Consider the following 24,478-nt stretch of genomic DNA (forward strand, 5'->3'; position numbering starts at 1 on the left):
CGGGGGACCAGGAAAGACAACAATCAGTTTTGCAGGATTTTTTTAAAGACAGTTAAAATACTATCAAAATTGTTGTAGCAACGATAATATGATATATTTTCATATACTTACAACTATTTGATCTGCAAATCATTGCAGGGGTATACTTCGGTTCTCATTCGGTCTTCCTCAGACCATCCTCAGAGTATGCTCAGAATATCCTTGTCTCGTCCGTGTCTCGTCCTTGTCTCGTCCTTGTCCAAAACCAGTACTTTTTTCGCAATTGAACACTAATCTTTTATCAAATGAACTATTGATTTTATAACTATGTGCTTCATTTTATTGCGTTCATATTTGGTAATAGCGGTTGCCCCCAAAGATTGCAACGCTGCAGGAGATATTGTTACATTACCATAAGAAAGACTGGTGTCTTTTTTCCAATGATAGGAGTATCCACCTCCAATACCGGTAAATTTTAAATCGAAGGCGCCATATTGGCCTGTTAATGCTGGCAATATGCTATCGGAATCCAAAAGTAGCAGATGAACTGCAGCGATCTTTTTTTCAAAAACCGAAAATGCGATAAGCTTTATTGTTCCTGATGTATCCGTCTTAAGAATGTAATTGATCTTAAAGGGAATGAAATACATTTCAATGCTAAATGGATCTTTTAGTGAATCAATGGGAGTTAGCCCCCTGATCGTACTAACACTATCACCGAGATGATAGTTATTCAGTATTTTGATACCTAAGGGCATTGATGATTGCTGAGCTTTTACCGACACTGCAAAAAGCAGGAACGGTAATATAAAAAGTACCCCAGGTGCATATCCATTCCAGTATAAGCGTCTAATATCGCAGATAAACTCGATCATGGACTTAATCCGGTTTAATACCTGTGATAGAAATTACAAATTTCCGAGGATATTGATATAAGACGATGTTTTAAAAAGTGTCATCGTCTATTAACAATAGACTTACCTCCCTGAAGATAAACATCCAATAACGCTGAGTCGCTCCATTTAGTTTTTTAGTCTATTTACGCTAAACACTCAAAACCTCCTTCCCCTTCTCCAAAATCAACAACATATCACTCACCGGGTTCATCGCAGCCAGCAGCCGATCAAAGAAAGCCGGCCCCTCCTGCGCATACCACGGCAGAAAATTCTCTTTCCGCTCCTGCAGCGAACCAGCAGGGAATAATTTACTACGTATCTGACGAATCTGGTCCGTTTGCCAGGTGAATTTCTTCTTTTCTGCACGCAGAAATTTATGCTCCAGCTTACCAATAGATTTCAGCGCTTTTTTTCGCTCAGACGCCGTAGTGGCTACCAGCGTTACATCTATGCTGCGGGCCTTTTCTTCCAATGCATCGAAGAGATGATCGATGGCGGCGTATTCATCTTTTAGCACCAGCGCTGCATTCGTATGCTGCTTCACATAGTCGTTCACGATATCTTCCGCTGGCTGGAACAAAGTAACAACCGGAACCCCCAACTTACGTAAACGGGTACACGACATTTCGTCTGTCAGCAACAAGGAGTTTCTAAGCAACAATATTGGATATGGTACTTTGTAGTGGGCAAACAGCTGTTTCAGCTCCAGCCAGTAAGCGATTTCACCGCCCCCGCCGATGAAGGCGATATTCGGCAGAATCGTTTCCTGGAACATGCCCCTCAGGATAACGTTCGGGCTGAAGCGCTCAGGGTGAGCTTCCAGCTCTGCCATCAACTCAGCGGCGTTGGAGCTCAATGAGGTGTGTAATACTTTCCACTGGTCTCCTTCCCGGACGATCCGCTCCCGGGATCCATCCTGCAAATAAAAAAGATTAATCTCCCGGGGGTTGGCCTGTACTTTATAATGTTGGGAAAGTTTTTCCAGGGTATTATTTACAATGCCAAAAGATGCCTGATTAAACAATTCATCCTTTATAACAGGAACGTATAAACGTTTCAGCGCGGAGTTATCCGGAACCAGGGTCACAAGGCCGAAACGCCCGAACAGCTGGTGTACGAGGTAAAGGGTTGCATCCTGTATGTTGGGGTGCTCCAGATAGGCTTTGCTCAGCAGTTCTATCAACTCAGCGCCATGCACAGCATATCCCAGCATCCGTTTTATTTCTTCAATCAGCAGCTCCAGACCCTCCGGGTTCATACGGCCCACGGCTCCCTGCTGATTGGTTTTCCAGGTAAGCGTTTGCCCTTCCAGGTAGATGCTGCCCAGTTCATCAAGGTCCGCATCTTCGCTGCCCATATAATACACCGGTACAAAATCGAATTGCGGGTATTGCTGTTTGAGGGAAGTGCTCAGCTTAATGGTTTGCAGAATTTTATAAACGAAATAAAGATAACCGGTGAAAATATTAGGCTGATGGGCCGTACATACCGTAAAGGTGCCTGGCTTCAGCAATGCGGTAATATTATCCTGAACTGCCTTCTCTGGAGGCAACGGTTGGTATTGTTGTTCTAATGCGGCTACCAGCGCGGCCCTGGGTGTATCGAACTGCTGCCGGGCGTTGATGGCTGCAGCAAAATCAGGATGTACAGGGGAATAAGTGTAAAATGATTTGATTTGCGGATGTTCAGCTAAAAAATCTGTGACCAGCTGGTTGAAATAACCAGTTTTCCCATAAGGAATATACTCCAGCATATTATGTTCCGAATTACAAATGATCAATGTTTAAACGATGCAGTGCCAATACATCGAAATTTTTGAATGTACGAAGTTAGGTAAATACTTAATTGGTTGAACAGAATATTGGTTGATTGGTAGATATAATGTAGATTTATCGCCTATTGAAAAACCGCACCTCTGAAAAGTTGTTGTTTTGTATGACCCAACGTGATGGCCAAAATGCCTGGTAACCCTATGTCATCATGCTTCTTTACAGCAGCCGGAGTGTGTATAATATCTATCTCTAAATACGTCACTAATGGCATATATTAGAATTAAGAATAAACCATTACAGCCACACCCCTCTGTTGATCCTAAGCCCGTGGCTAAACACTTTGATATTGTTCTTGGGCTCGATTTTCACATGCTGAAAGTACCCTGGCCATTCACGCCCTGCCCCATCACTCCCTTTGCTGCGCTGATCTTTGATCCCATGGATTATATCCATATCACCCTGCCTGCTATTCCGGTGTACGATCCGGAAAAAGGGTTTCAGATTGCCCGGAATGTGCCCATGGGCGGAACCGTATACTTCAACGGCATGCACAAAGGCGTTGCTCAGGGCGCCCTCTGGGGGATGCCCTCCGTGCCTCCTTTCATGGGGAAATTCAAAGGGCTGGGTAAGATCGTCAGCAAACTCAACCTGCTGCATTCCGTGATACCACATCCTTTGTTCCTGTTGCCAAAATTCTTTCACCCGCATGAAGGCCAGCTGTCGCATGGCAGCAAAACGGTGATCAGTCAGGGTATGTACCAGAGCACCTGGTTATGCCGCGCTTATTCCTGCCAGGATATAGGAAAGATACTGATGAATAATCCTACCGGCGGCTTCTATCTTAATTTCCTGACAGCCGTGATGGTAGTACTCCCCATCGGCAAACCGGTGCTGATCGGAGGTGTCAAAGAAGAGCAGCAGTTAAAACTCTCTGATCTGCTCAATGCCCTGTTTTTTATGGGGCTGATGCACGGATTGAAGTTTGCGCTGAAAATGCTGGGTAAGTTACTCACCAAAGTATTAGCAAAAATAGAAGCCCGTTCCCCTAAGTTCAGCAAGTTCAGGGCAGCTGTTCAGCCATCTATCTGTAAGTTTTTGGGAGAACCGGTAGACGCCGCCAGTGGCCATATGGCCAGTTACCTGGAGGGATTCAGCCTCCCTGGTCCGATTCCTTTTACCTGGGAAGCTAATTATTACAGCGATAGCCATTACGACGGCCCGCTGGGAAAGAATATCTATCATAGTTACGATATCTCGCTGCTGGTAAGCGATGAAGATGGCGTGGTAGTGATGAACGATACGGCCGGCAGACCGGTGGTGTTTCCACTGCTGGAGCCGGGAGCCAGCTTTTACAACCCGAAGGAAAAATATGAACTGCATCGCACCACAGCAGGCGAGTATTATGTAAGCGACAGAGGCGGCCTGCAATATCATTTTGATCGCCCGCGGTACGCCGATCAGGGGCATGGTAAACTGCGCAGTATTACCGACCGCAATGGGTTTGCTATCCGTTTTTATTACAGCGATGGCGGACTGCTGGAAAAGATCAACGACAGCGCTCACCGCGATATTTATATCCGGTATAATGAAGACCGCCTGATTACCGCCGTACAGGCGCCGCATCCGGAATTGGGCGACCGGGGCATACTGGTGGAAATGGTGCGTTATACCTACCATGCCGGCGGTACGCTCAAAGAAATGTATAATGCCGAAGGGCATCACAATAGCTTTGAGTGGGAGAACCGGTATATCATTGCCCGTCGTTTTAACAACGGCACTACGTTTACCTTCCATTACGACCGGCAGGGCCGTTGTACAGCGGCTTTAGGGCCGGATGGTTTATTCAGTTACACTTTTGATTATTTAGAAGGCTTTACGGTAGCTACCAATAGCCTGGGGCATAAAAAGACATACTATCATACTGATGGCATCGTCACCAAAATAGTGAACGGCTACGGCGCCGCGCAGCTATTTAGCTATGATGAAGCAGATAACCTGGTAGCTGAAACCAATGAATTGGGGACGGCTACCACGTATGAATACGACGAGAGAAGCAACCTGACCAGTCTGCAATTACCCGGGCAGGGAGCAACCGGTATCACTTATAACCAGCAGCAACAGCCGGTTGCCGTTACTCAGCCTAATGGTGGAGTGTGGCAGTATATCTATGATGAGACAGGCAACCTGGTACAGCGTACTAATCCTTTAGGAGCAGCCACAAAGTTTGAGTATACGGAAGGCCGGCTCAGCAGGATCATCAACCCGCTCGGAGCGGTGACCCGCCTGCAACACAACGCGCAGCACCTGCTCAGTGAGGTCATTTTGCCCAATGGCAGCAGCATCAAATATAACTACGACCTGCAAGGGCGGATGACAACCATTACAGACCCCGCCGGCGCTGTTTTACGGCGGCAGTATAATCTGCTGGGCAACCCCGTTCAGATAAAAGACAGTACCGGTAATACCGTGAAGCTGCAATACGACAGCATGGGCAATGCCATTGCCGTGAGCGACCGGCATCAGTCGGTCGCCCTGCGTTATAACTTCTTCGGCGATGTGGTGGAGCGGAAACAGGGCAATACAGGTATTCAATTCGTTTATGATAAAGAAGGACAGCTGCGTCATATCATCAATGAACACCGGGAAACTTACAGTTTCGAACTGGATGAGGAAGGTAATGTAATTACCGAAAAAGGATTTGACGGACTAACGCGGCAGTATACACGCAATGCAGGTGGGCAGGTGATGCGTACCACCCTGCCCGATGGCAGCCAGCAGGCATATGAATACACTGCCGCCGGACAGGTAGCTACCATATACTATGAGAAAGACGGCAGCTCCGAAACCTTTGGTTATAACGCCATGGGGCAGCTCATCAGCGCACAGAACAGTCATGCCTCTGTGCAATTGCAGCGGGATCTGCTGGGGTTGATTACACAGGAAAAAAGTAATGAACATATACTAAGCAGCGAATACAATCAGCTGGGGCAACGCACCGCGCTTAAAAGCAGTCTGGGTGCCGACCTTAGCATGCAGTACAACAACGCCATGAGCTGGCTGGAGCAGATGAGCGCTAACGGCTGGAGCGCACAATTAAAGTACAACAACCTCGGTCAGGTAACGGAGCGCAGCATGACAGGCCGCGTGACCCAGCAGAATCAGTACGATATTTCCGGCCGGCAGGTAGAGCAATTCACTACTAAAGGCAACAAGCGGCTGCAGCGGCGCTACACCTGGGATGGCGACCGGCTCTCGGGTATCCACGATAGTACTACCGGTACTAAGCAATTCAGGCATGATACTTATGGTAACCTGGCGGAAGTGATCTATGGCGACGGCAGCGTGGAATATCGTATGCCCGATGCCGTGGGGAACCTGTTTGAAACTCCGCAGCAAAAAGACCGGACTTATGATAAAGGCGGAAGACTGCTGAGAAGCAGGAAAGCCAGTTATAAATACGATCAGCTGGGTAACCTCATACGTAAGGAAGAAAGTGGTGGCCGGGTGTGGCAATATGAATGGAACCCTGCCGGGATGCTGGAAGGCGTGCTACGACCGGACGGCGAAAGGGTGAGTTTTAAATACGATGCCCTGGGGAGGCGGATAGAGAAACGGTATAAGCATACGATCACCCGCTGGGTGTGGGATGGGAATAAGCCGTTGCATGAATGGAAGGAGTTTGATGCAAAGGAAAGTAGTGCGGATGACCTAATCACATGGGTGTTCAATGAGAATAATTTCTCGCCAACTGCTAAAATAAAAGGTGATAAGAAATATAGTATTATTGCCGATCATTTAGGTACGCCTATACAGGGATATGATGAGACGGGAGATTTAATCTGGCAGCGGGAAATAGACAGCTACGGGAATGCGAGGATGTTGCATGGAGATGCGGGATTTTGTGGGTATCTTTATCAGGGGCAGGTGGTGGATGTAGAAACGGGGTTGGCGTATAACCGATTCCGTTATTACTCGTCGGAAGAAGGGATGTATGTTAGTCAGGATCCAATCGGGTTGAAGGGTGAAAATCCTACATTATATGGATACGTAAAAGACCCGAATAGTTGGATAGATGTGTTTGGGCTGGAGGCAGCATGTGGCAAGTCTAAGAGTTTCAAAAAGAAACAAGCAATAACTGAGCGATGGGTTGGCATTTTAACCGGGAAAAAACCAGGCGATGTTGAGGCCCTATTAGATAAAAAGGGATGGGCAAAATCATATCCACAAGCGGGGGATCCCAATAAAATACAACACACCGTGTTTACAAGAACGACAAAAGCTGGTGACACTTATATTTTAGATTACCATCCCGGTGGGAGTTCTACGCAACCTAATATTCACGGAAATGATTATTGGAAAGTATATAAAGTTGTAGACGGAGAAAAAGTTGTTTATGGTCGGATTGGCCATGAAGGTTTCTCTAATTATGATTTGATAACCGACTCTCCAGTTTATGTTAATGGAGGAATAGTCAATTAAAAAAAAGCGAATGAATATAAATGCAGAAATAATCTCAGGAAAATCAATTGGCGATATTGAAATAGGAAGATCTATTGATCTTTATTTACCGTCCATTTATCAGGAAAACAGAAAGGTTGAATTAAACGTATATGATAATCCAGGTACAAAACTACATAGTTATAAAATCGACGGCGGTTTGATTACGATTAATGCAGATCAAGATGGAATTATATTAAATCTATCGTGTAGAAGTCCGTACAAAGGAAAATATAAAGGGGTATTATATCCATCAATGTCAATTGCTCAAATTATTGCAGCAACTCAAAAACAATTACTAATACATGGTTATTTGGTTGTTGATAATGATTTTGGCTTTTGCTTTAATTTACCTTATCCTTATGACGACGATTATGATTTTATTTCTCAGCTGCCAAATAATTTAGTTTTGGAAGAGGTATGTGTAAAAAACAAAGAATGGTGGAGATAAGTATCATTATAAACCTGAGTCCCATCTGGAGAGTGGAAGAAAATAAAAACAGAGAATCTATATGATGAGGTTTTAAACCAAGACAACTAAGATCTTTTTTAAGAGATATGCTGTTAAAATGACTGCAATCGGTGATAAAACAAAAATTAGTTCAAGTACTACTGTTAGAGGAAATGGAATATTAGCTAAATCACTGATGGTATTTATGAGCGGTTCTCTTAAAAAGCAAGAGGAAACGAATTTGATTAAGCTGAAAAATACAATCGAAGCAAACACAAAGAAATATTTTTCTGAACCGACAACAACAAAGTAAGCGGACGATTATTCAACGTCAGAATTTATTTATTTGTCTCGAAAAACAAAAGATTGATATGGAACGCTCTTCACAAGCAGAAAACATCCTGACTCAAATCAATGCTGAAACTAAGCTGGGAGACCTACGAAAAATTGCGGGTGAGATTAAAAAAGACCACGAATTGGCTTTGGAACTTTGGTCAACAGGTCAATTTTTACCCAGACAGTTGGCAATTTTGATTATGGACAAAAAGCAACTTTCGCAAAAGGTCATTGACAATTTAGATAGCGACATTAGGCGACATAATGAAGATGAAAAACTTCAATTAATTGACTGGTTAATGGCAAACCAACTTTCCAAAGACAAAAAGACAATTTCATTAATGGAAACTTGGGAAAACAGCCAGTCTTCACTACAAAGAAGAGTTTTTTGGTATTATCAAGCTCGTTTACGTTGGGTTGGGCAAACACCGCCGCCAAACAGTGAAGAATTACTTTCTAAAATTGAAACACGTATTGAAAAGGAAGTGCCGGAAGTACAATGGGCAATGAATTTTACTGCGGCTCAAATTGGAATTTTTGAAGAAAAATATCGTTCAAGATGCGTTGCACTTGGAGAACGTACAGGGCTGTATAAAGATGAAATGGTTGCTAAAAATTGCACACCTAATTATTTGCCCAAATTAATAGCCATTCAAGTAGATAAGCTGAAAAATAAAAAGACTAACGCATAAAAAATAACAGATCAAGCCCGAAGTCGGAGCTTGATTTGAAGAATGGAAGCCAAAGGGGTACAAAATAAGGTGGAAGGTAATACCGCTTCAATGGAGGAATTATCCTTTTCTAGCAATGAATTTGCTTTGTTTTGGACACAGGGTTCTGTTTATACCATGGGCTTTAGACGAGGGCTATTAGAATGGAAAAAGTTCATTAAAAATGGCGGCCGTATTGCGGTAATAGAATGTTCATGGCTGACAGACAAACGCCCATATAATATTGACTTTATCAAAGAAAAATTTTATTAGAAATAGCTTTTAAATAGCACAACACGTTATGTTTAAAAAAATGGAATTGGATTTCTCAAATATCAATGAGCTAGCGCAAATGCACCAACTTCTAAAGGAAAAATTTGGGTTCCCTGATTTTTATGGTAAAAACGTAAATGCCTTAATTGATTGTTGAGATAAAAGAAAAATCGTAACCTGCTATGCCTGATGATCATGAAGGTTCCTGATTACGATTTGACACGTCAGATATGCAATTCCTTAAAACATATAGCCAGCAAGGATCAAAAATCATTGTCAATAAGCTTATGAAAAATACAAAATTAATAGCGTTAAAAGAGAACATAGAAAGAGGAGCAATATTGAGATGCAAAGGAAAATATCCTTACGAGGACTATGTTGATTTTATGGTAATTGAATCCTCTGATGAAGGTAAGCTTGTTTATTCGTTGCTGGTAGTTTCAGGGTACAAGGCCGGACTAACATTCGTTATGCTGCCTCAGGAGTCTATTCCCGAAAGGAATGAGGGCTACGCTATAAACACCGCATGGCTATGCGCCAACTGGAACAAGTGGGGCTATTTCGAATGCCTGGTTGAAGATGTTCATGTTGTTTACAAAGATCCTCCAGTTGATTTTTACGATTGAACAGTCTGGTATCCCAATCTATATAACCAAACCGCCAATTAGGGATAACCTAAAAAGAAAAACATGCAAGAACAAATTGATAAGATAAATGAATTTTTACGGAGTCACCAATGGTGCGACTTTGAAATCATAGACTTAAAAGGCAATCTGCGTATAGGAGGAAAAACAGGCTTTAGCAATGACTACGATATTGTCATAACATTCTCTAATGTATTCTTTATGCAGATGCTCTATGAGTGGAAAACTAATACAAAAACAACTGCGTTTGAAATACCCGATATACAGGAAGAAAGAACAATAAATATCAATTTTGGTATAGAGCAGGGATTTCAATTGTTCAAAATTTATGCTGAAGATGTAGATGGCTCCTTGTACGTAAGTTCCAAAGGAATCTCGGTAGAGTTCCCTACCAAATGAAGGATAGCGCACACTTTCCACTAGGTAACTCACCATTTTAACATTCAGACAATGACAATTGAATCTTTAGTAAAAAAGGTAGACCTGTTGCCAACTATTATGTCTATTGAACAAGAATATGAAATTATAGCTGATGTAATGTCTATTTCTGCGAATGAAATATTGCAGAATAAAAGTGCTTTTATTTCTATATTAGATTCACTACAAACTTCGCATATGGATAATATCTATGGGGTTACAGTAGAAAATTATCCAGAGTTTATTAATTTTTCAAAATGGCTTTTATCTCTAAAAGAAAATTCGGATGACCCTAAACTACTTGCATGGTTAAATAATGTTCTAGACACTATGGAGGCCAAATTGTGGTAGAAATCATTGTACTACGGCTGCAGCACCTCCAACAGGGCGGGTTGGGCAGTTACCCCTTCCGCTACCAGGACCAGTACGAAGATGCGGAGAGGGGCTTGTACTACAACCGGCTCCTATACTACGACCTTAATACTGCCACGGGCATCTATACTTCAAACTGCCCCATGAATTGTGAGACCTCAGGCCTCAATTAGCCTGTTGGATACTATGATAACAAAACAAGGTTATTTACGGCAACAACCCCAAAAGGGAAGATTCCTATGACGACGAGGAATTATACCTGCATTGGTAGCCAACCCAAAACCTCAAAATGTTTCTCAAGCTCCAGGCAAACTTCGAGATCGGCTTCCGAAACATCATACAGGTTGCCATCTTTTGTTCCCGAAACAGAAATTTCAATATGGTATTCACTTACCCACATGAATACCTTGTGGCCAAAGATTTCAGTATGCCCTGGCTACTCGAGATCACTGTTACCTGTTATGTCCATTTTGAATTGCTGCATTTCCGCTGAAGTGTACGGCTTCCCGATCACTGTATTGTTGAAGATAATAATTGTTGAGAGAGGGCTGACTAAAAAGTAAAATGAAGCCTCTTACAAAATACCCTACACCCCATCCGTCCTGATCTGCGCCAGCAAACTCTCCAGATTAACCGTAGCAAACCCGGAAGCATAATCAGACAACCCATAGGGGATCACCAATTCATTATTATGTATCATAGATCCACAGGAGTACAATACATTAGGTACATACCCTTCCCGTTCGTCTTTATTAGGCATTAGCAACGGTTCCCGGAGCCGCCCTATTTCCCGGGTAGGATTATCGAGGTCCAGCAGACTGGCGCCGATGCAATAGGTACGCATAGGCCCCACACCATGCGTAATCACCAGCCACCCATCCGCTGTTTCAATGGGTGAGCCGCAGTTGCCCACCTGCACGAATTCCCAGGCATATTTCGGGGTATGCAGGATCTGGGGATTCTCCCAGATATTGATCCTGTCGGAATACATGATATAGCCGTTGATGCCATCAATGCGGGAGATCATGGCATAGCGCCCGTTGATCTTCCTGGGAAACAGCGCCAGGTTCTTATTCTGGGCGCCTTCTCCGTATAATGGCATGATCCGGAAGGAGTAAAAGTCTTTTGTTTCGAGGAGTTTGGGCTGTATGGTCATCCCATCGTAAGCGGTGTAGGTGGCGTAATAAGTTACCGTACCGTCTTCACTGGTATATTTTACAAAACGTGCATCCTCAATACCCCGGCTTTCTGCTTCTGAGTAGGGGAATATCACACGGTCCGACAGATCCGTATCCAGTGAAAAATTCAGTTCATAATAAGAATCAGCCAGCCACAGCACCCTTTCCAGGCTTTTTTTCAGGAGATGATCCACCTGGAATCGTTGCTGCATTTCGCGGATCACTTTCTTCAGTGCCATATATTCGAACTGATCCGGCAGGCTGGTTTGTATTTCCTGTATCAATGAGTCCGGAAGATGGATGGACACGGCGTTTTGAAAGAAAGATTGTTTGTGGTAGATAGAATTGCGTATGACCTCTGCTTCATCTACATAGTTGCCGGCATCTGTGAGGGTAATCTCATTTTGTTTGTTGATAACACCGGAACGGAAAGCGATGGAGGACACATGGCCTTCGCCCACTGCGCGGAAACTGAGGATCACTCTCTTCTCTCCCAGCTCCAGCCCGCTCTGGTCTACATCTTCAATCAGTGAAGGATTAAAAAAAGCGGCTGATTCGATGGAATATTCATTGGTGAAGTAAGAGCCTGTCAACAGCTTACGTTTCAGCGACAGGTTCTCGTAATCGATTTGCAGACCGGGGAACAAATGTCGCAACCGGTCTGCATGTCGTTCAAAAATACGCGTGATATTTCTATGACGGCGTGAAAATTCTCTCAGTATAGGCATTATCGTTATGTCCACTTCGGAATCACTCATGGCGGCCACCTGCTGAATGATTGATTTAGCTCTGGCTTCGCCATTGAAGAAAAACCTTGCTACCACCCTTTTCAGGTCAGGGTATACTTTCGTCGTTTTCCGTTCGATAGACAAACGCATGTGTATCGGTATTAGTTAAATACTGAATCCATCTTCGAGGACTACGCCTTTTTTCACAACAACGATGCCGTCTTTCACTGTATATTTTTCAAAATCCCCGTCGGCCAGGTGTTTACCGCCATTGATATGTACACCGTTGCCTATGCGGCAGTTTTTATCGATGATCGCGTTGTTGATCACACAGTTTTCGCCAATTCCCATGAGGGGATTGCCGGAAGCCCTGGATTCTTCAATTTCTTCGAGGGTCTGGTAATAGTCGCTACCCATGATATAGGCATTGCTGATCACCGAGCCTTTACCGATACGCGTACGGATACCTACTACTACCCTTTCCAGCTTCTCTGCCATTATAATACAACCATCGGCGATCATTGTTTGGGCAGCGGTACCGGAAATTTTGGTAGGCGGCAGCATACGGGCACGGGAATAGATGACCTGCGATTTATCGAAGAGGTTAAACAGGGGGATATCGTCGGTCAGGCCGATGTTCGCTTCAAAAAATGACTGGATATTACCGATATCTGTCCAGTATCCTTCATACTGGTAGCTGAAGATCCGGCGTTTACTTTCGATGGCATGAGGAATCAGCTGCTTGCCGAAGTCCGCGGCTTCCGGCTGTGCATTGAGCATGTCGAAAAGCACCTGCCTGTTGAAGATGTAGATACCCATACTGGCCAGGTATATACGTCCTTCCCGCTGCATCTCCTCGCTTACTTCCGAAGCCCAGGGCGGCAAAGCAGCCTGGGAAGGCTTCTCTGTAAAGGAAACGATAGCGCCATTATCATCTTCCTTTAAAATACCAAAATCGGAAGCATCCTTTCCACTAACAGGAATAGTGGCAATAGAGATCTCGGCATTGTTCTCAATGTGGTGCTTAATCATCTTCGCGAAATCCATCTGGTACAACTGGTCGCCGGAGAGAATCAGCACATACTTAAACTCGAAGTTCTCCATGTGATGGATACACTGCCTAACCGCATCCGCTGTACCCTGGTACCAGGTGGGGTTATCGGGGGTTTGTTCTGCTGCAAGAATATCCACAAAACCCTTATCAAAATTGCTGAAGTGATAAGTGTTTTTGATATGCTTGTTCAGGGAAGCGGAGTTGAACTGCGTGAGTACAAAAATGCGGTTCAGATCAGCATTCAAACAATTGGAGATGGGAATATCCACCAATCTGTATTTACCGGCCAAGGGCACCGCGGGTTTCGAACGACGGCGGGTAAGCGGATACAGGCGGGTGCCGGCCCCCCCTCCGAGAATAATGGACATTACATCGTTTGTCATAAATGGAATTGGTTTTAGATGATCATCATTCAAAATTCTAAACTATTTCAGGCTATTGTACATTTCCTGGTAATGCTGTGCGGAGCTTACCCAGGAGTGGTCAATACTCATGCCTCTCAGCCGGATCTCTTTCAGATGACTGGTGTCATGATACAACTCTATGGCTCTTTTAACGGAATAACAAACGTCCCAGGCCGAGGCCTGGTTGAAGCGGATACCCACTCCGTCTTTATCTCCAAAGTCGACTACAGTATCCTTCAATCCTCCGGTGCTACGCACCATTGGCACAGCGCCATAACGCAGGGCATACATCTGATTGAGCCCGCATGGCTCTACTCTCGAAGGCATCAGGAGAAAATCGGTACCGGCATAGATCTGGTGCGACAGGGTTTCGTCGTACCCCAGGTGGATATTGAAGCCATAGCTGACCACCTGGCGGGTTTGCTGCAACGACCATTCGATATGCGGATCGCCGCTCCCCAGCACCAGGAAGTTCACTTCCCCCGGCAATTCGTGCAGGGAACGGCCTATTATTTCAGGGAGCAGATCGGCGCCTTTATCGCCTACCAGTCGCCCGATGAACGACACCAGCGGCAGGGAAGCATCCAGGCCGAAACGCTCGCATAGTTGTAATTTATTGGCATGTTTGCCTTCCGTTACCGAACCCAGGTCATAGTTCTGCGGCAACATATGATCCGCCGCAGGGTCCCATACCACCGAGTCGATACCGTTGAGGATACCCATCATTTTCCCCCGTTCCGCGCTGATCAGGCTTTCCAGCCCGTTGGCGTTACTATAAAGCTCTTCCAGGTATCCCGGGGAAACGGTGGTCACCCTCCAGGCACATTTGATGGCCGACGCCAGCGGGTTGATCGCCCCGTTCCAGTCGAGCATACCCGACTTCCACAGGTCGAACGCAGGAAGCAGGTACTGCTGATCCCATCCAAACTGGCCCTGGTATTGGGCATTATGGATAGTCAATACCGTAGGAATATGCGACAGCCGCGCATATTTATATCCGTAATTGAGCAGGAAAGGCAATATTCCTGCCTGATGATCATGGCAATGAATCACATCAGGAGCATGATTCCATTCATTGAGCCAGTCGAGCACCGCCACCTGGAAGCCCAGAAAACGCTCGGTATCATTCTGATAACCGTACACGCCCGTTGTATCCAGCAGGCCGGGAATATCGAGCAGATACAGGTCGAACTCCAGCTCGTTGCTGCGTTCCTTCAAAACATTAAAATGGTACCAGTTATGGCCCAGCCACATTCCGCCCTGATGCACGACATCAAATTCATGCGTATCATAATAACGGGTCCTGTAAGCAGGCACCACAACTTTGGCAAAATTACCTGCCTGATGCTGATACTTGGGGAGTGCTCCCACTACATCCCCCAGGCCACCCACTTTGGCTACCGGGTAACATTCCGCGCTGACGTGTAAAATCTCCATGCTAATTAGTTGGTTGTCTTTATTAAGTTAAAATGTAAAAACTAGAAAACAAAGAAAAAATTAAGAATTGGGAAAGAAGAATTAAGAAACAGCGCGAAGACCCAGGCAAATAATACTATCCGCTTAGGTCTTCTCGCTGTTTCTTAATTCTTCCTTCCCAATTCTTAATTGTTATTTTCTATCTTTGATAGAACTCTAACACAGAAGCTTATGGATTTCGGCGCCGTTCCTACCTCCATGCTGATGGACATCGATTTTAAACTACCTGCTGAGCCGGTGTTCAACAAGAAAGTACTTAAAGGGAAACCAGTGAAAAAACCGGAGATCTGGCTTGGATGTGCCAAGTGGGGTCGTAAGGAATGGTTGGGTAAAATATATCCCAAAGGCACTAAAGAGGCCGATTTCCTGGGGGAATATGTACATCACTTCAACAGTATTGAGCTGAATGCCACGCATTACCAGATCTATGGTCCGGAAACCATTGCCAAATGGGATGCAAAGGCCAGGGGGCTGTCGTTTAAGTTTTGCCCTAAGGTGCCACAAAGCATTAGCCATTTCAGCACGCTGGTGAATGCCGGCGATAAAACCAGCGCTTTTCTGGAAGGCGTGTTTGCCTTCGGACAGCACCTGGGACCGATCTTCCTGCAGCTGAGCGATAAATTCGGGCCGGTGAAACGGGAAAACCTGTACCAATATCTGGCCTCGTTACCGAAAGACCTCCAGTTTTTTGTGGAATTAAGACATAAACAGTGGTATGAAGATGAGGCCATCCGCCTGGAGCTGTTCGAAAAACTGCGCCAGCTGAATGTGGGCGCCATTATCACCGATACTTCCGGCAGAAGAGACGTGTGCCATATGCACCTGACCGTACCGAAGATCTTTATACGTTTCGTGGGAAACAGTCTGCATCCAACGGATTATACCCGGATCGACGACTGGGCCAACCGTATCAAATACTGGCTGGATCAGGGCCTGAAAGAAGTGTATTTCTTCATGCATATGCACGATGAGGCACAGTCGCCCGAACTGGCGGCCTACCTGGCCGACAAGATCGAAGCCGTATGCGGGGTACCGGTAAAAAAGCCCAAATTCGTGGAATAAAGCGCCAGTCGGCCACATTTTCAATACTACCCGGGGAATTTTGCTAAAAAAAGCCGGACTGAAATATTATTTTCGCCCTCTCAAAACCGGTACATATCATGATGCGCGATAAGCTAGAGCAATTGGCCCAGAAAATGGATGGCACGCTTTATACAGACGATACCATGCGAACCCTCTATGCCACCGACGCGTCGGCATACCGTGAAATGCCACTGGCAGTAGCTATTCCACAGCATGTGGAAGATCTCAAAACGCTGATCGCCTTTGCGCGTGAAAATAAAACCTCCCTGATTCCCCGTACAGCAGGAACCTCGCTGGCCGGACAGGTAGTAGGCAACGGGATCATTACCGATGTTTCCCGCACATTTACCAATATACTGGAACTAAATAAGGAAGAAGGATGGGTACGCGTTCAACCGGGCGTTATCCGCGATGAGCTGAATATGTACCTGAAACCGCATGGTTTCTACTTCGGACCCGAAACCTCCACCGCTAATCGCGCCATGATCGGCGGTATGGTGGGCAACAACTCCTGTGGCTCCAACTCCGTGGTGTATGGCAGCACCCGCGAACACCTCCTCGAGGTAAAGGCCCTGCTGAGCGACGGTACAGCAGCTACTTTCGGCATCCTGGACACAGAAGCTTTCCATCAGAAATGCGAAGGACCGGATACACTGGAAACCAGGATCTATAAGCAGATCCGTACGGCGCTCGGCAACCACAACTACCAGGAAGAGATCAGGCGGCAGTTTCCCAAGAAAAGCATTCCGCGCCGGAATACCGGTTATGCGGTAGACCTCCTGCTGGAAACCAACCCGTTCACCGCCGGTACGGAAAATTTCAACTTCTGTAAACTGATCGCCGGCTCAGAAGGGACCCTGGCCTTCATTACCGAAATAAAGCTGCATATAGATCCCCTGCCTCCAAAGGAAACAGGGCTGCTCTGTATTCACTTCAACACGATCGATGAATCGCTGCGTGCCAACATTACCGCCATGGAATTCAAACCCAGCGCCAGCGAACTGATAGATCACTATATCCTGGAATGTACAAAAGATAACATCGAACAAAGCAAGAACCGTTTCTTCGTACAGGGCGATCCCGGTGCCATACTGGTAATAGAATTCTGCCGTAACACCCGGGAAGAGATCACTGAAATTGCCGGCCAGCTCGAAGCCAGGCTGCGGGCAGCAGGACTGGGTTACCACTTCCCTCTCCTGTTCGGCGCCGATACCAAAAAGATCTGGACCCTGCGCAAAGCCGGTCTGGGCCTGCTCAGTAACCTGCCGGGCGACGAAAAAGCCGTGCCGGTAATCGAAGATACCGCCGTGGCCGTGGAAGACCTCCCCGATTTCATACGCGACTTCAACGATATTCTGAAACGATACGACCTTTACGCCGTACACTACGCCCATGCGGGTAGCGGCGAAATACACCTGCGCCCTATCATCAACCTGAAAACACCCGAAGGCAACCTGCTGTTCCGTAAGATTGCCGAAGAAATTGCCACCCTCGTAAAAAAATATCATGGCTCCCTCAGTGGCGAACATGGCGATGGCAGGCTGCGCGGCGAATTCATCAAACAGATGGTGGGCGAAAAAAACTACGAATTACTGCGCCAGATCAAGTATACCTGGGATCCAGAGAATATCTTCAATCCGAATAAGATCGTGGATACACCGTCCATGAACAGTATGCTGCGCTATGAGCCCGGACAAAAAACGCCGGCGTTCAATACCATCTTCCATTTCCCGGAACAAACCATCCTGCAACATGCAGAGCAGTGCAACGGTTCAGGCGATTGCCGCAAAACCCAGCTGAGTGGCGGTACCATGTGCCCCAGCTATATGGCCACCCGGAATGAAAAAGATACTACCCGCGCCAGGGCCAATATCCTGCGCGAATTCCTGACGCACAGTACCAAAGAAAACCGTTTCGATCATAAAGAAATCTACGAAGTACTGGACCTCTGCCTCGCCTGTAAAGGCTGTAAGTCGGAATGCCCATCGAATGTAGACATGGCCAAACTGAAGATGGAATTCCTGCAGCATTACTACGATGCCAACGGCGTACCGATGCGGGCCAATATGATCGGCAACTATTCCAAACTCTCTGCCCTGGCTGCGATAGCACCAGGCATCTACAATGCCCTGATCAATAATCCGTTCACCGGAGGTATCATCCGCCAGTTCTCCGGGTTCGCTGCCAAACGTTCCCTGCCGGAACTGTACCGCACCACCCTGCGTAAATGGTTCTTTGAAAAATGGCCTCAGGAGAAGAAAGGCGCTACCGGCCAACGCAAGGTATACCTGTTCTGCGACGAATTCACGAACTATAACGATACGGAAATCGGCATAAAAGCCGTACAGCTGCTGCATCGCCTCGGTTACGATGTGCAGATGACCGACCACCCGGAAAGTGCACGCGCGTATATGTCGAAAGGCCTGCTGCGCAAAGCACGCGTATACGCAGATAAGAATGTTCGTATATTCAGCGACGTTATTAACGAAAATACGCCGCTGTTAGGTATAGAACCCTCTGCTATCCTGAGTTTCCGCGATGAGTATCCGGATCTTGTCAGCGAAGGGCTCCGGGCACAGGCCAAAACACTGGCTAAGCATGTATTCCTCGTGGATGAATTTCTTGCCGCAGAAGCGGAAAAAGGGCATATCACCGCTGCACAGTTTACCACGCAGCCTCAACACATAAAACTGCATGGCCATTGCCAGCAGAAAGCTTTATCATCTGCAGCGTACAGCCAGCAAATACTGTCGTTGCCAAAGAATTACACCGTGGAGGTGATCCCCTCCGGGTGCTGCGGTATGGCGGGCTCCTTTGGATATGAAAAAGAGCATTATGATCTGAGTATGCAAATTGGAGAACTGGTGCTGTTCCCGGCAGTACGTAACGCCACTGCAGGTACTATTATAGCAGCGCCGGGCACCAGCTGCCGTCACCAGGTAAAAGATGGTACCGGAGTGAAAGCATTACACCCGGTGGAGATATTGTACAACAGCCTGGCCTGAACCAGCTGAAACAGCCGGGCGTAGCATTACCTGCGCCTGGCGTTTATACGTTCCCGATATATAACATTGTTTCGTAGTGGAACTTTACCATTCCCTGCTCCTGGTGTTTTTCGAACAGGTCTTCCAGCGCACTGATCATAGGCTCATAAGCCGGTTCACCTTTTTCAGGTGTATAGGAAGATGACAACAATCTACCTTTCAGCGCCGCAAAATCAAATACCTGTGCATTCTGAAAAGATTTTTCCCTCATAGTACCAGGGGAAAAGAAAGCAGAGAGCTCAGCAGGGCCAACATTACGGTGGGTCATGTCTTTATAATCATTGGCATACTGGTGCAACAGTTTTTCATACCCTTTTTCGAAAGGCAATGCTGCCTGCCGTACATTCCACATCAGCACCGTTTGCGCACCCTTTCGGGCAATGCGGCGGAACTCCGGTGCAGCCGCCTGCTGATCGAACCAGTGAAAAGCCGTACCGGCCACAATCAGATCCATGGATGCATCCGGTAATGTGGTATGTTCAGCCGTGCCGTTTACGGCGCTAAAGCCCGGATAACGCTGCAGTAGCGCGATACAGGCTTCTCTCATTTCCGGATTAGGCTCTACAGCGTATACCTTATTGCCGTTATCCAAAAAAGGCTGGGCGGAAATACCGGTACCAGCGCCGATATCCGCCACTACCCACTCACGGGTAAGACCAGCTTCGGCCTCCAGAAAAGGAATAACGGCCGCAGGGTAATGCGGCCGGTATTTCACGTAATTATCTACGCGGGAACTAAATCGTTCAGTGTTCTTTTTCATGCGTAATGAAGTTAGGGCTATTCTCCCAAACCCTTAGGCTTTTTCTCTTCATTACCATGTGCTTCAAGATCAGCCAGCTTCTTCTTACCATAAGAGAGCTTCGTGATCAATACATATAGTACAGGTACGGTAAATATTCCCAGCATTGTGGCTGCCAGCATCCCTCCTACTACGGTAAACCCAATATTCACGCGGGAAGCAGCACCGGCGCCTTTCGCCGTACAAAGCGGCAGCACCCCAAGGATGAAGGCGAAGGAAGTCATCAGAATAGGACGGAGACGGAGTTTCACCGCTTCCAGCGTAGCATCGAGCAAAGGCATCCCCCTGTCGACCCGCTCCTTACAGAATTCCACGATCAGGATGGCGTTTTTAGCGGCCAACCCGATCAGGGTAATCAAACCAATCTGTGAGTATACGCTGTTTGCCTGCCGGGTCAGCGACAGGGCAAGGATAGATCCGAACAAGGCAATAGGCACCGCCAGCAATACAGAGAACGGTACTGACCAGCTTTCGTACAAAGCAGTGAGGAGCAGGAATACGAACAGGATCGACAATGCAAATATCAGTACACTACTATTACCGGCTTCAATTTCCTGCAATGAGATATTAGCCCACTCGAAGGAGAAGTTTTCGGGCAGTACTTTTGCGGCTACCTCCTTCAGGGCCTCGATAGCATCACCGCTACTGTAGCCGGTTTTAGCATCCCCGTCTATTTCCACGGAACGGTACAGGTTGAAGTGGTTGATTACCGGCGCGCCGGTGGCGTTTTTCGTAGTAATCAGTGCACTGAGCGGCACCATCTGCCCCACATTATTCCGCACATAGTAGGTGCTCAGATTATTGATGCTGGTACGGTAAAGTGAATCGGCCTGCAGCACCACGCGGAAGCTGCGACTGAATTTGGTAAAGTCGTTCACATACAGCCCGCCGAGGAAAGTTTGCAGGGCATTGAACACATCACTTACGGCTACCCCCAGTTGTTTACATTTATCGCGGTCCACATCCACATTGAATTGTGGCGTATTGGCACTAAAGAAAGCGTACGCCCTGGCGATCTCCGGCCGTTGGTTGGCGGCCATGAGAAACTGGTACATCACCTGCAGAAACTGATTGATATCCGGGTTGCTGCGTTGTTCCAGCATAAACGAAAAACCACCGGAGTTACCCAATCCTCTCAGGGTAGGCGCCGGAATACAGATAATGGTAGCGCCCACAATCCGGCTGGTAGCGCCCTGTATCCTGCCAAGCACGGTTCCGATATCGTCGCCATGCTTATACCTTACATCCCAGGGTTTCAGGCTCACGAAAAAGGTACCGGCATTAGGTTTGGCAGCATTGGCCACGAAGTTCATACCGCTGATGCCGAAGAAGTGCGCCACAGCACTGTCGGACAGCAGAATATTATTGATTTCAGATACCACTTCGCGGGTACGTTGAGAAGAAGCTGCTTCGGGCAGTTCCAACGCAATGAACATCGCACCCATATCTTCCTGCGGAACGAATGTGGTGGGCGTTTTCTTGAACAGGTAAAACGCTCCGAGAAATATGCCTACCATGATCACCAGGATCACCGGCGTGAAGCGTATGCAATGCATTACCCCACGGCCATAACGTTCGGTAAAGCGGTTAAATCCTTCGTTGAATTTATAAAAGAGTTTATTGAGCCCATGAGATTTTTGGGAGAGATGGGCAGGCCGCAACAGGATGGCTGTTAATGCAGGCGTAAGCGTCAGCGCCAGGAAGGCCGACAGCAATACGGAAAATGCGATCGTCAATGCAAACTGCTGATACAGCTTCCCGCTCACACCGGGGATGAATGCCACGGGTACGAACACCGCCGCGAGGATCAGGGCAATGGCGATAACCGGGGCCTGTACCTCCGACATGGCTTTGAAAGTAGCTTCTCTCGGCGTCATCAGGTTGGCATCGATATGATGCTGCACCGCTTCCACTACCACAATGGCATCATCCACCACTATCCCGATCGCCAGTACGAAACCAAACAGCGTCAGGGTATTGATAGAGAAGCCCAGTAGCTGGAAGAAGATGAAAGTACCTATCAGGGAGATCGGAATAACGAGGATAGGAATGAGCGTGGCTCTCCAGTTCTGCAGGAACACAAATACCACGATCACCACCAGTATCAGCGCTTCGATAAAGGTTTGCACCACCTCTTCGATGGATATTCTTACGAAGGACGTAGTTTCAAAAGGTACCAGCCATTGTACATCTTCCGGAAAGCCTTTCGACATTTCCTTCATCTTGGCCATTACCAGGTCGTTCACATTCAGGGCATTAGCGCCCGGAGCCAGGTAAATGGCCATACCGGAGCCGGTTTTACCATCTGCTTTGGCTTCGATGGCGTAGGTAAAGGAACCCAGGTTAATGCGGGCTACATCGCGGAGCCTCACAAGCGCGCCGCTTTTGCTCTTCGCCACCACGATATTCCCGAATTCTTCGGAAGTGGCAAGGCGACCTTTTACGCTAACCGTATATTCGAACGCCTGTTTCTTATCCATGGGTGGCGCACCGATGCTACCGGCAGGCACCTGCTGGTTTTGCTCCATGATAGCGCCGGCCACATCACCAGGCGTCAGCCCGAGCGCCGCCATTTTATCCGGGTTCAACCATATACGCATGCTATAGTCCTGCGAAAAGGCGGTTACATCACCTACCCCGGCAACGCGGGCCAGTTCAGGCTTGAGGTATATATTCAGGTAGTTGTCGAGGAACTCCCGGGTGTGTTTTCCCTTGGGAGAGTTCAGGGCAATTACCATCAACATATCATTGGAACGCTTTTTAACGGTCACCCCTACACGCCGTACTTCATCGGGAGTACTGGGCAGGGCCAGGCTCACGCGGTTCTGTACATCGAGGGTGGCGATATCCGGATTGGTACCCAGCTTAAAGGTAACTGTAATGCTCATGGAGCCATCGTTGGCGCTGGTAGATTGCAGGTACATAGCGCCCGGGGTACCGTTTACCTGGTTTTCTATGGGCGTGGTAACCGTTTCTTCCACCGTACTGGAGTTGGCCCCAACGTAGTTAGCATTTACAGAAGTTACCGGGGGAGCAATATCGGGCAACTGTGCAATAGGAAGGTTGAACATACAGATCAACCCTACAATCACAATGATGATGGCTATTACGATCGTAGTATTCTTCCGCTCTATGAATGTTTTCGAGATCATACCGTGATAGTGATTTAGTATTAGTGTTTACCTGCTCCCGGAGCTGCTGGTGCAGCCCCTGCTGCGCCTGCGATGTTCACTGTGTCGCCGGGTTTCACTTTCTGCACGCCTTCTATAATAACGCGGTCACCTGCGTTCAGTCCGCCGTTGACCAGTTGCATAGTATCCGTTACCGGTCCCGGTACGATATATTTGGAACTTACCACATTATCTTTAGAAAGTGTGAATACGCTTGTTTCCGACAAACTCTGTATGATAGCTTTGGCGGGAATGGCCAGCTGCGTATTGGCGGTACCGTATTGCATCACTACTACGATGCTCATACCGGATTTCAGCATATTATCCTTATTCTGGAAAACAAGCCGTACACGTACAGTACCGGTTTGTGGGTCTACAATATTGTTGATGGTCAGTATCTTACCGGATTCTTCGTAGCGGGTACCATCCCCGAACTGGATAAAGAACTGCTGATCGCCTTGTCCTTTCTGGATACGGAGGAATTCGGGCAGGCGTGCCTGAGGCACATCCATATCGGCAAACATCGGATGTTCGTTAACGATTGTGTTGATGAGTGTCTGACCGGCATTAACGATATCTCCGACTTTGATCTGAACGATGCCTATTTTGCCGCTAACGGGGGCTTTTACAATGGCATGGCTCACGTCGGTACCGGCTCTGGCCACATTGGCTTTAGCGGCAGCCAGGTTTGCCTGGGCGCTCAGCAGGGCGGTATGGGCCTGGTCGACGGTTTGTTTGGAGATGGCATCGTGTTCCAGCAGGGTTTTGTACCTGTCGTAATCGCGTTGCTTCAGCGCCAGATCAGCTTCTACCTGTTGCTGGGCGGCGGCTACCTGATTATAGGCAGCTGAATAACGGCTCCTGTCGATGTCGTACAAAGGCTGCCCCTTAGTAACGCTGGCGCCATCTGCGACCCGGATCGACTCCAGGTAGCCGCTGACATCGGGCCGGAGCTCCACCACATCGTGTGCCACCAGGGTTGCAGGAAATTTTTCTGCCACCGTATATACGGCTGGCACCACTTCCGCAGCTACCACCGTAGGTTTCATCTTCCCCATCATCATGGCGGCCTGTTGTTGCTTTTTACTGTTGCCGCAGGCCACACAGCCTATCATAACTGCCACATAAAAGTTCCGCTTGTTATTTATCAGATACATATTAGAAAGAGATTGCGATTAGAAAAAGTAAAAGCAAC

The 24,478-nt window shown here is 47.1% G+C and carries 20 protein-coding genes; 12 read left to right on the top strand and 8 right to left on the bottom strand.

Annotation, left to right across the window (positions count from 1 at the left end):
* Positions 1-269 precede the first annotated feature (269 nt).
* Positions 270-854, bottom strand: coding sequence for a hypothetical protein (locus UNH61_RS17560; protein WP_326993280.1), 585 nt, complete (start codon positions 852-854; stop codon positions 270-272).
* Between the two features lie 169 nt (positions 855-1,023).
* Complete coding sequence (bshC, locus tag UNH61_RS17565) at positions 1,024-2,628, bottom strand: bacillithiol biosynthesis cysteine-adding enzyme BshC (RefSeq protein WP_326993281.1); 1,605 nt, start codon at positions 2,626-2,628, stop codon at positions 1,024-1,026.
* A 283-nt stretch (positions 2,629-2,911) separates the two neighbouring features.
* Between bshC and UNH61_RS17570 the strand changes: the two genes are divergently transcribed.
* The 10 genes from UNH61_RS17570 (at position 2,912) to UNH61_RS17615 (ending at position 10,840) form a co-directional block, all read left to right on the top strand.
* Positions 2,912-7,126 carry a DUF6531 domain-containing protein gene (locus tag UNH61_RS17570; protein WP_326993282.1) on the top strand — a complete coding sequence of 1,405 codons (4,215 nt, stop codon included), beginning with the start codon at positions 2,912-2,914 and terminating at the stop codon, positions 7,124-7,126.
* Between the two features lie 10 nt (positions 7,127-7,136).
* Positions 7,137-7,595, top strand: a complete 459-nt coding sequence (locus UNH61_RS17575) for a hypothetical protein (protein WP_326993283.1) — start codon at positions 7,137-7,139, stop codon at positions 7,593-7,595.
* 118 nt (positions 7,596-7,713) lie between these two features.
* Entirely contained in the window at positions 7,714-7,908 is a 195-nt protein-coding gene (locus tag UNH61_RS17580) for a hypothetical protein (RefSeq protein WP_326993284.1), read from the top strand.
* 58 nt (positions 7,909-7,966) lie between these two features.
* Positions 7,967-8,623 carry a DNA alkylation repair protein gene (locus UNH61_RS17585; protein WP_326993285.1) on the top strand — a complete coding sequence of 219 codons (657 nt, stop codon included), beginning with the start codon at positions 7,967-7,969 and terminating at the stop codon, positions 8,621-8,623.
* A 42-nt stretch (positions 8,624-8,665) separates the two neighbouring features.
* Positions 8,666-8,914 carry a hypothetical protein gene (locus UNH61_RS17590; protein WP_326993286.1) on the top strand — a complete coding sequence of 83 codons (249 nt, stop codon included), beginning with the start codon at positions 8,666-8,668 and terminating at the stop codon, positions 8,912-8,914.
* A 287-nt stretch (positions 8,915-9,201) separates the two neighbouring features.
* Entirely contained in the window at positions 9,202-9,540 is a 339-nt protein-coding gene (gene imm45, locus UNH61_RS17595) for an Imm45 family immunity protein (protein WP_326993287.1), read from the top strand.
* A gap of 63 nt (positions 9,541-9,603) precedes the next feature.
* Positions 9,604-9,957, top strand: coding sequence for a hypothetical protein (locus UNH61_RS17600; RefSeq protein ID WP_326993288.1), 354 nt, complete (start codon positions 9,604-9,606; stop codon positions 9,955-9,957).
* 51 nt (positions 9,958-10,008) lie between these two features.
* Positions 10,009-10,326, top strand: coding sequence for a hypothetical protein (locus UNH61_RS17605; protein WP_326993289.1), 318 nt, complete (start codon positions 10,009-10,011; stop codon positions 10,324-10,326).
* On the top strand, positions 10,320-10,520 hold the full coding sequence (locus UNH61_RS17610) for a hypothetical protein (RefSeq protein WP_326993290.1): 201 nt from the start codon (positions 10,320-10,322) through the stop codon (positions 10,518-10,520). Before UNH61_RS17605 ends, UNH61_RS17610 begins: the two co-directional genes overlap by 7 nt.
* Positions 10,521-10,636: 116 nt before the next feature.
* On the top strand, positions 10,637-10,840 hold the full coding sequence (locus UNH61_RS17615) for a hypothetical protein (RefSeq protein WP_326993291.1): 204 nt from the start codon (positions 10,637-10,639) through the stop codon (positions 10,838-10,840).
* Between the two features lie 93 nt (positions 10,841-10,933).
* Here the strand turns inward: UNH61_RS17615 and UNH61_RS17620 are convergent, their stop codons facing one another.
* From UNH61_RS17620 to UNH61_RS17630, 3 genes are read right to left on the bottom strand one after another with little or no spacing between them, the layout of a single operon-like run.
* Positions 10,934-12,403, bottom strand: a complete 1,470-nt coding sequence (locus UNH61_RS17620; protein ID WP_326993292.1) for a glycoside hydrolase family 130 protein — start codon at positions 12,401-12,403, stop codon at positions 10,934-10,936.
* A gap of 15 nt (positions 12,404-12,418) precedes the next feature.
* Positions 12,419-13,690 carry a glucose-1-phosphate adenylyltransferase gene (locus UNH61_RS17625; protein WP_326993293.1) on the bottom strand — a complete coding sequence of 424 codons (1,272 nt, stop codon included), beginning with the start codon at positions 13,688-13,690 and terminating at the stop codon, positions 12,419-12,421.
* A 42-nt stretch (positions 13,691-13,732) separates the two neighbouring features.
* On the bottom strand, positions 13,733-15,148 hold the full coding sequence (locus tag UNH61_RS17630) for a glycogen/starch synthase (RefSeq protein WP_326993294.1): 1,416 nt from the start codon (positions 15,146-15,148) through the stop codon (positions 13,733-13,735).
* Between the two features lie 210 nt (positions 15,149-15,358).
* Between UNH61_RS17630 and UNH61_RS17635 the strand changes: the two genes are divergently transcribed.
* Both UNH61_RS17635 and UNH61_RS17640 read left to right on the top strand, forming a co-directional pair.
* Positions 15,359-16,249 (top strand): DUF72 domain-containing protein, encoded by an 891-nt coding sequence (locus UNH61_RS17635; RefSeq protein ID WP_326993295.1) that lies wholly within the window; start codon positions 15,359-15,361, stop codon positions 16,247-16,249.
* A 98-nt stretch (positions 16,250-16,347) separates the two neighbouring features.
* Positions 16,348-19,275 carry an FAD-linked oxidase C-terminal domain-containing protein gene (locus UNH61_RS17640; RefSeq protein ID WP_326993296.1) on the top strand — a complete coding sequence of 976 codons (2,928 nt, stop codon included), beginning with the start codon at positions 16,348-16,350 and terminating at the stop codon, positions 19,273-19,275.
* A 43-nt stretch (positions 19,276-19,318) separates the two neighbouring features.
* Here the strand turns inward: UNH61_RS17640 and UNH61_RS17645 are convergent, their stop codons facing one another.
* Genes UNH61_RS17645 through UNH61_RS17655 form a run of 3 tightly spaced genes read right to left on the bottom strand, consistent with a single transcriptional unit; the run spans position 19,319 to position 24,440 of the window.
* Positions 19,319-20,074: a class I SAM-dependent methyltransferase gene (locus UNH61_RS17645; RefSeq protein WP_326993297.1), complete on the bottom strand. Its 756-nt coding sequence runs from the start codon at positions 20,072-20,074 to the stop codon at positions 19,319-19,321.
* Between the two features lie 17 nt (positions 20,075-20,091).
* The gene (locus UNH61_RS17650) at positions 20,092-23,265 is read right to left on the bottom strand and encodes a multidrug efflux RND transporter permease subunit (RefSeq protein WP_326993298.1); all 3,174 of its coding nucleotides are present in this window, start codon (positions 23,263-23,265) and stop codon (positions 20,092-20,094) included.
* 20 nt (positions 23,266-23,285) lie between these two features.
* Positions 23,286-24,440, bottom strand: coding sequence for an efflux RND transporter periplasmic adaptor subunit (locus tag UNH61_RS17655; RefSeq protein WP_326993299.1), 1,155 nt, complete (start codon positions 24,438-24,440; stop codon positions 23,286-23,288).
* Positions 24,441-24,478: the final 38 nt, after the last annotated feature.

This window comes from Chitinophaga sp. 180180018-3 (genome assembly GCF_037893185.1).
In the GTDB taxonomy this organism is placed as follows: domain Bacteria; phylum Bacteroidota; class Bacteroidia; order Chitinophagales; family Chitinophagaceae; genus Chitinophaga.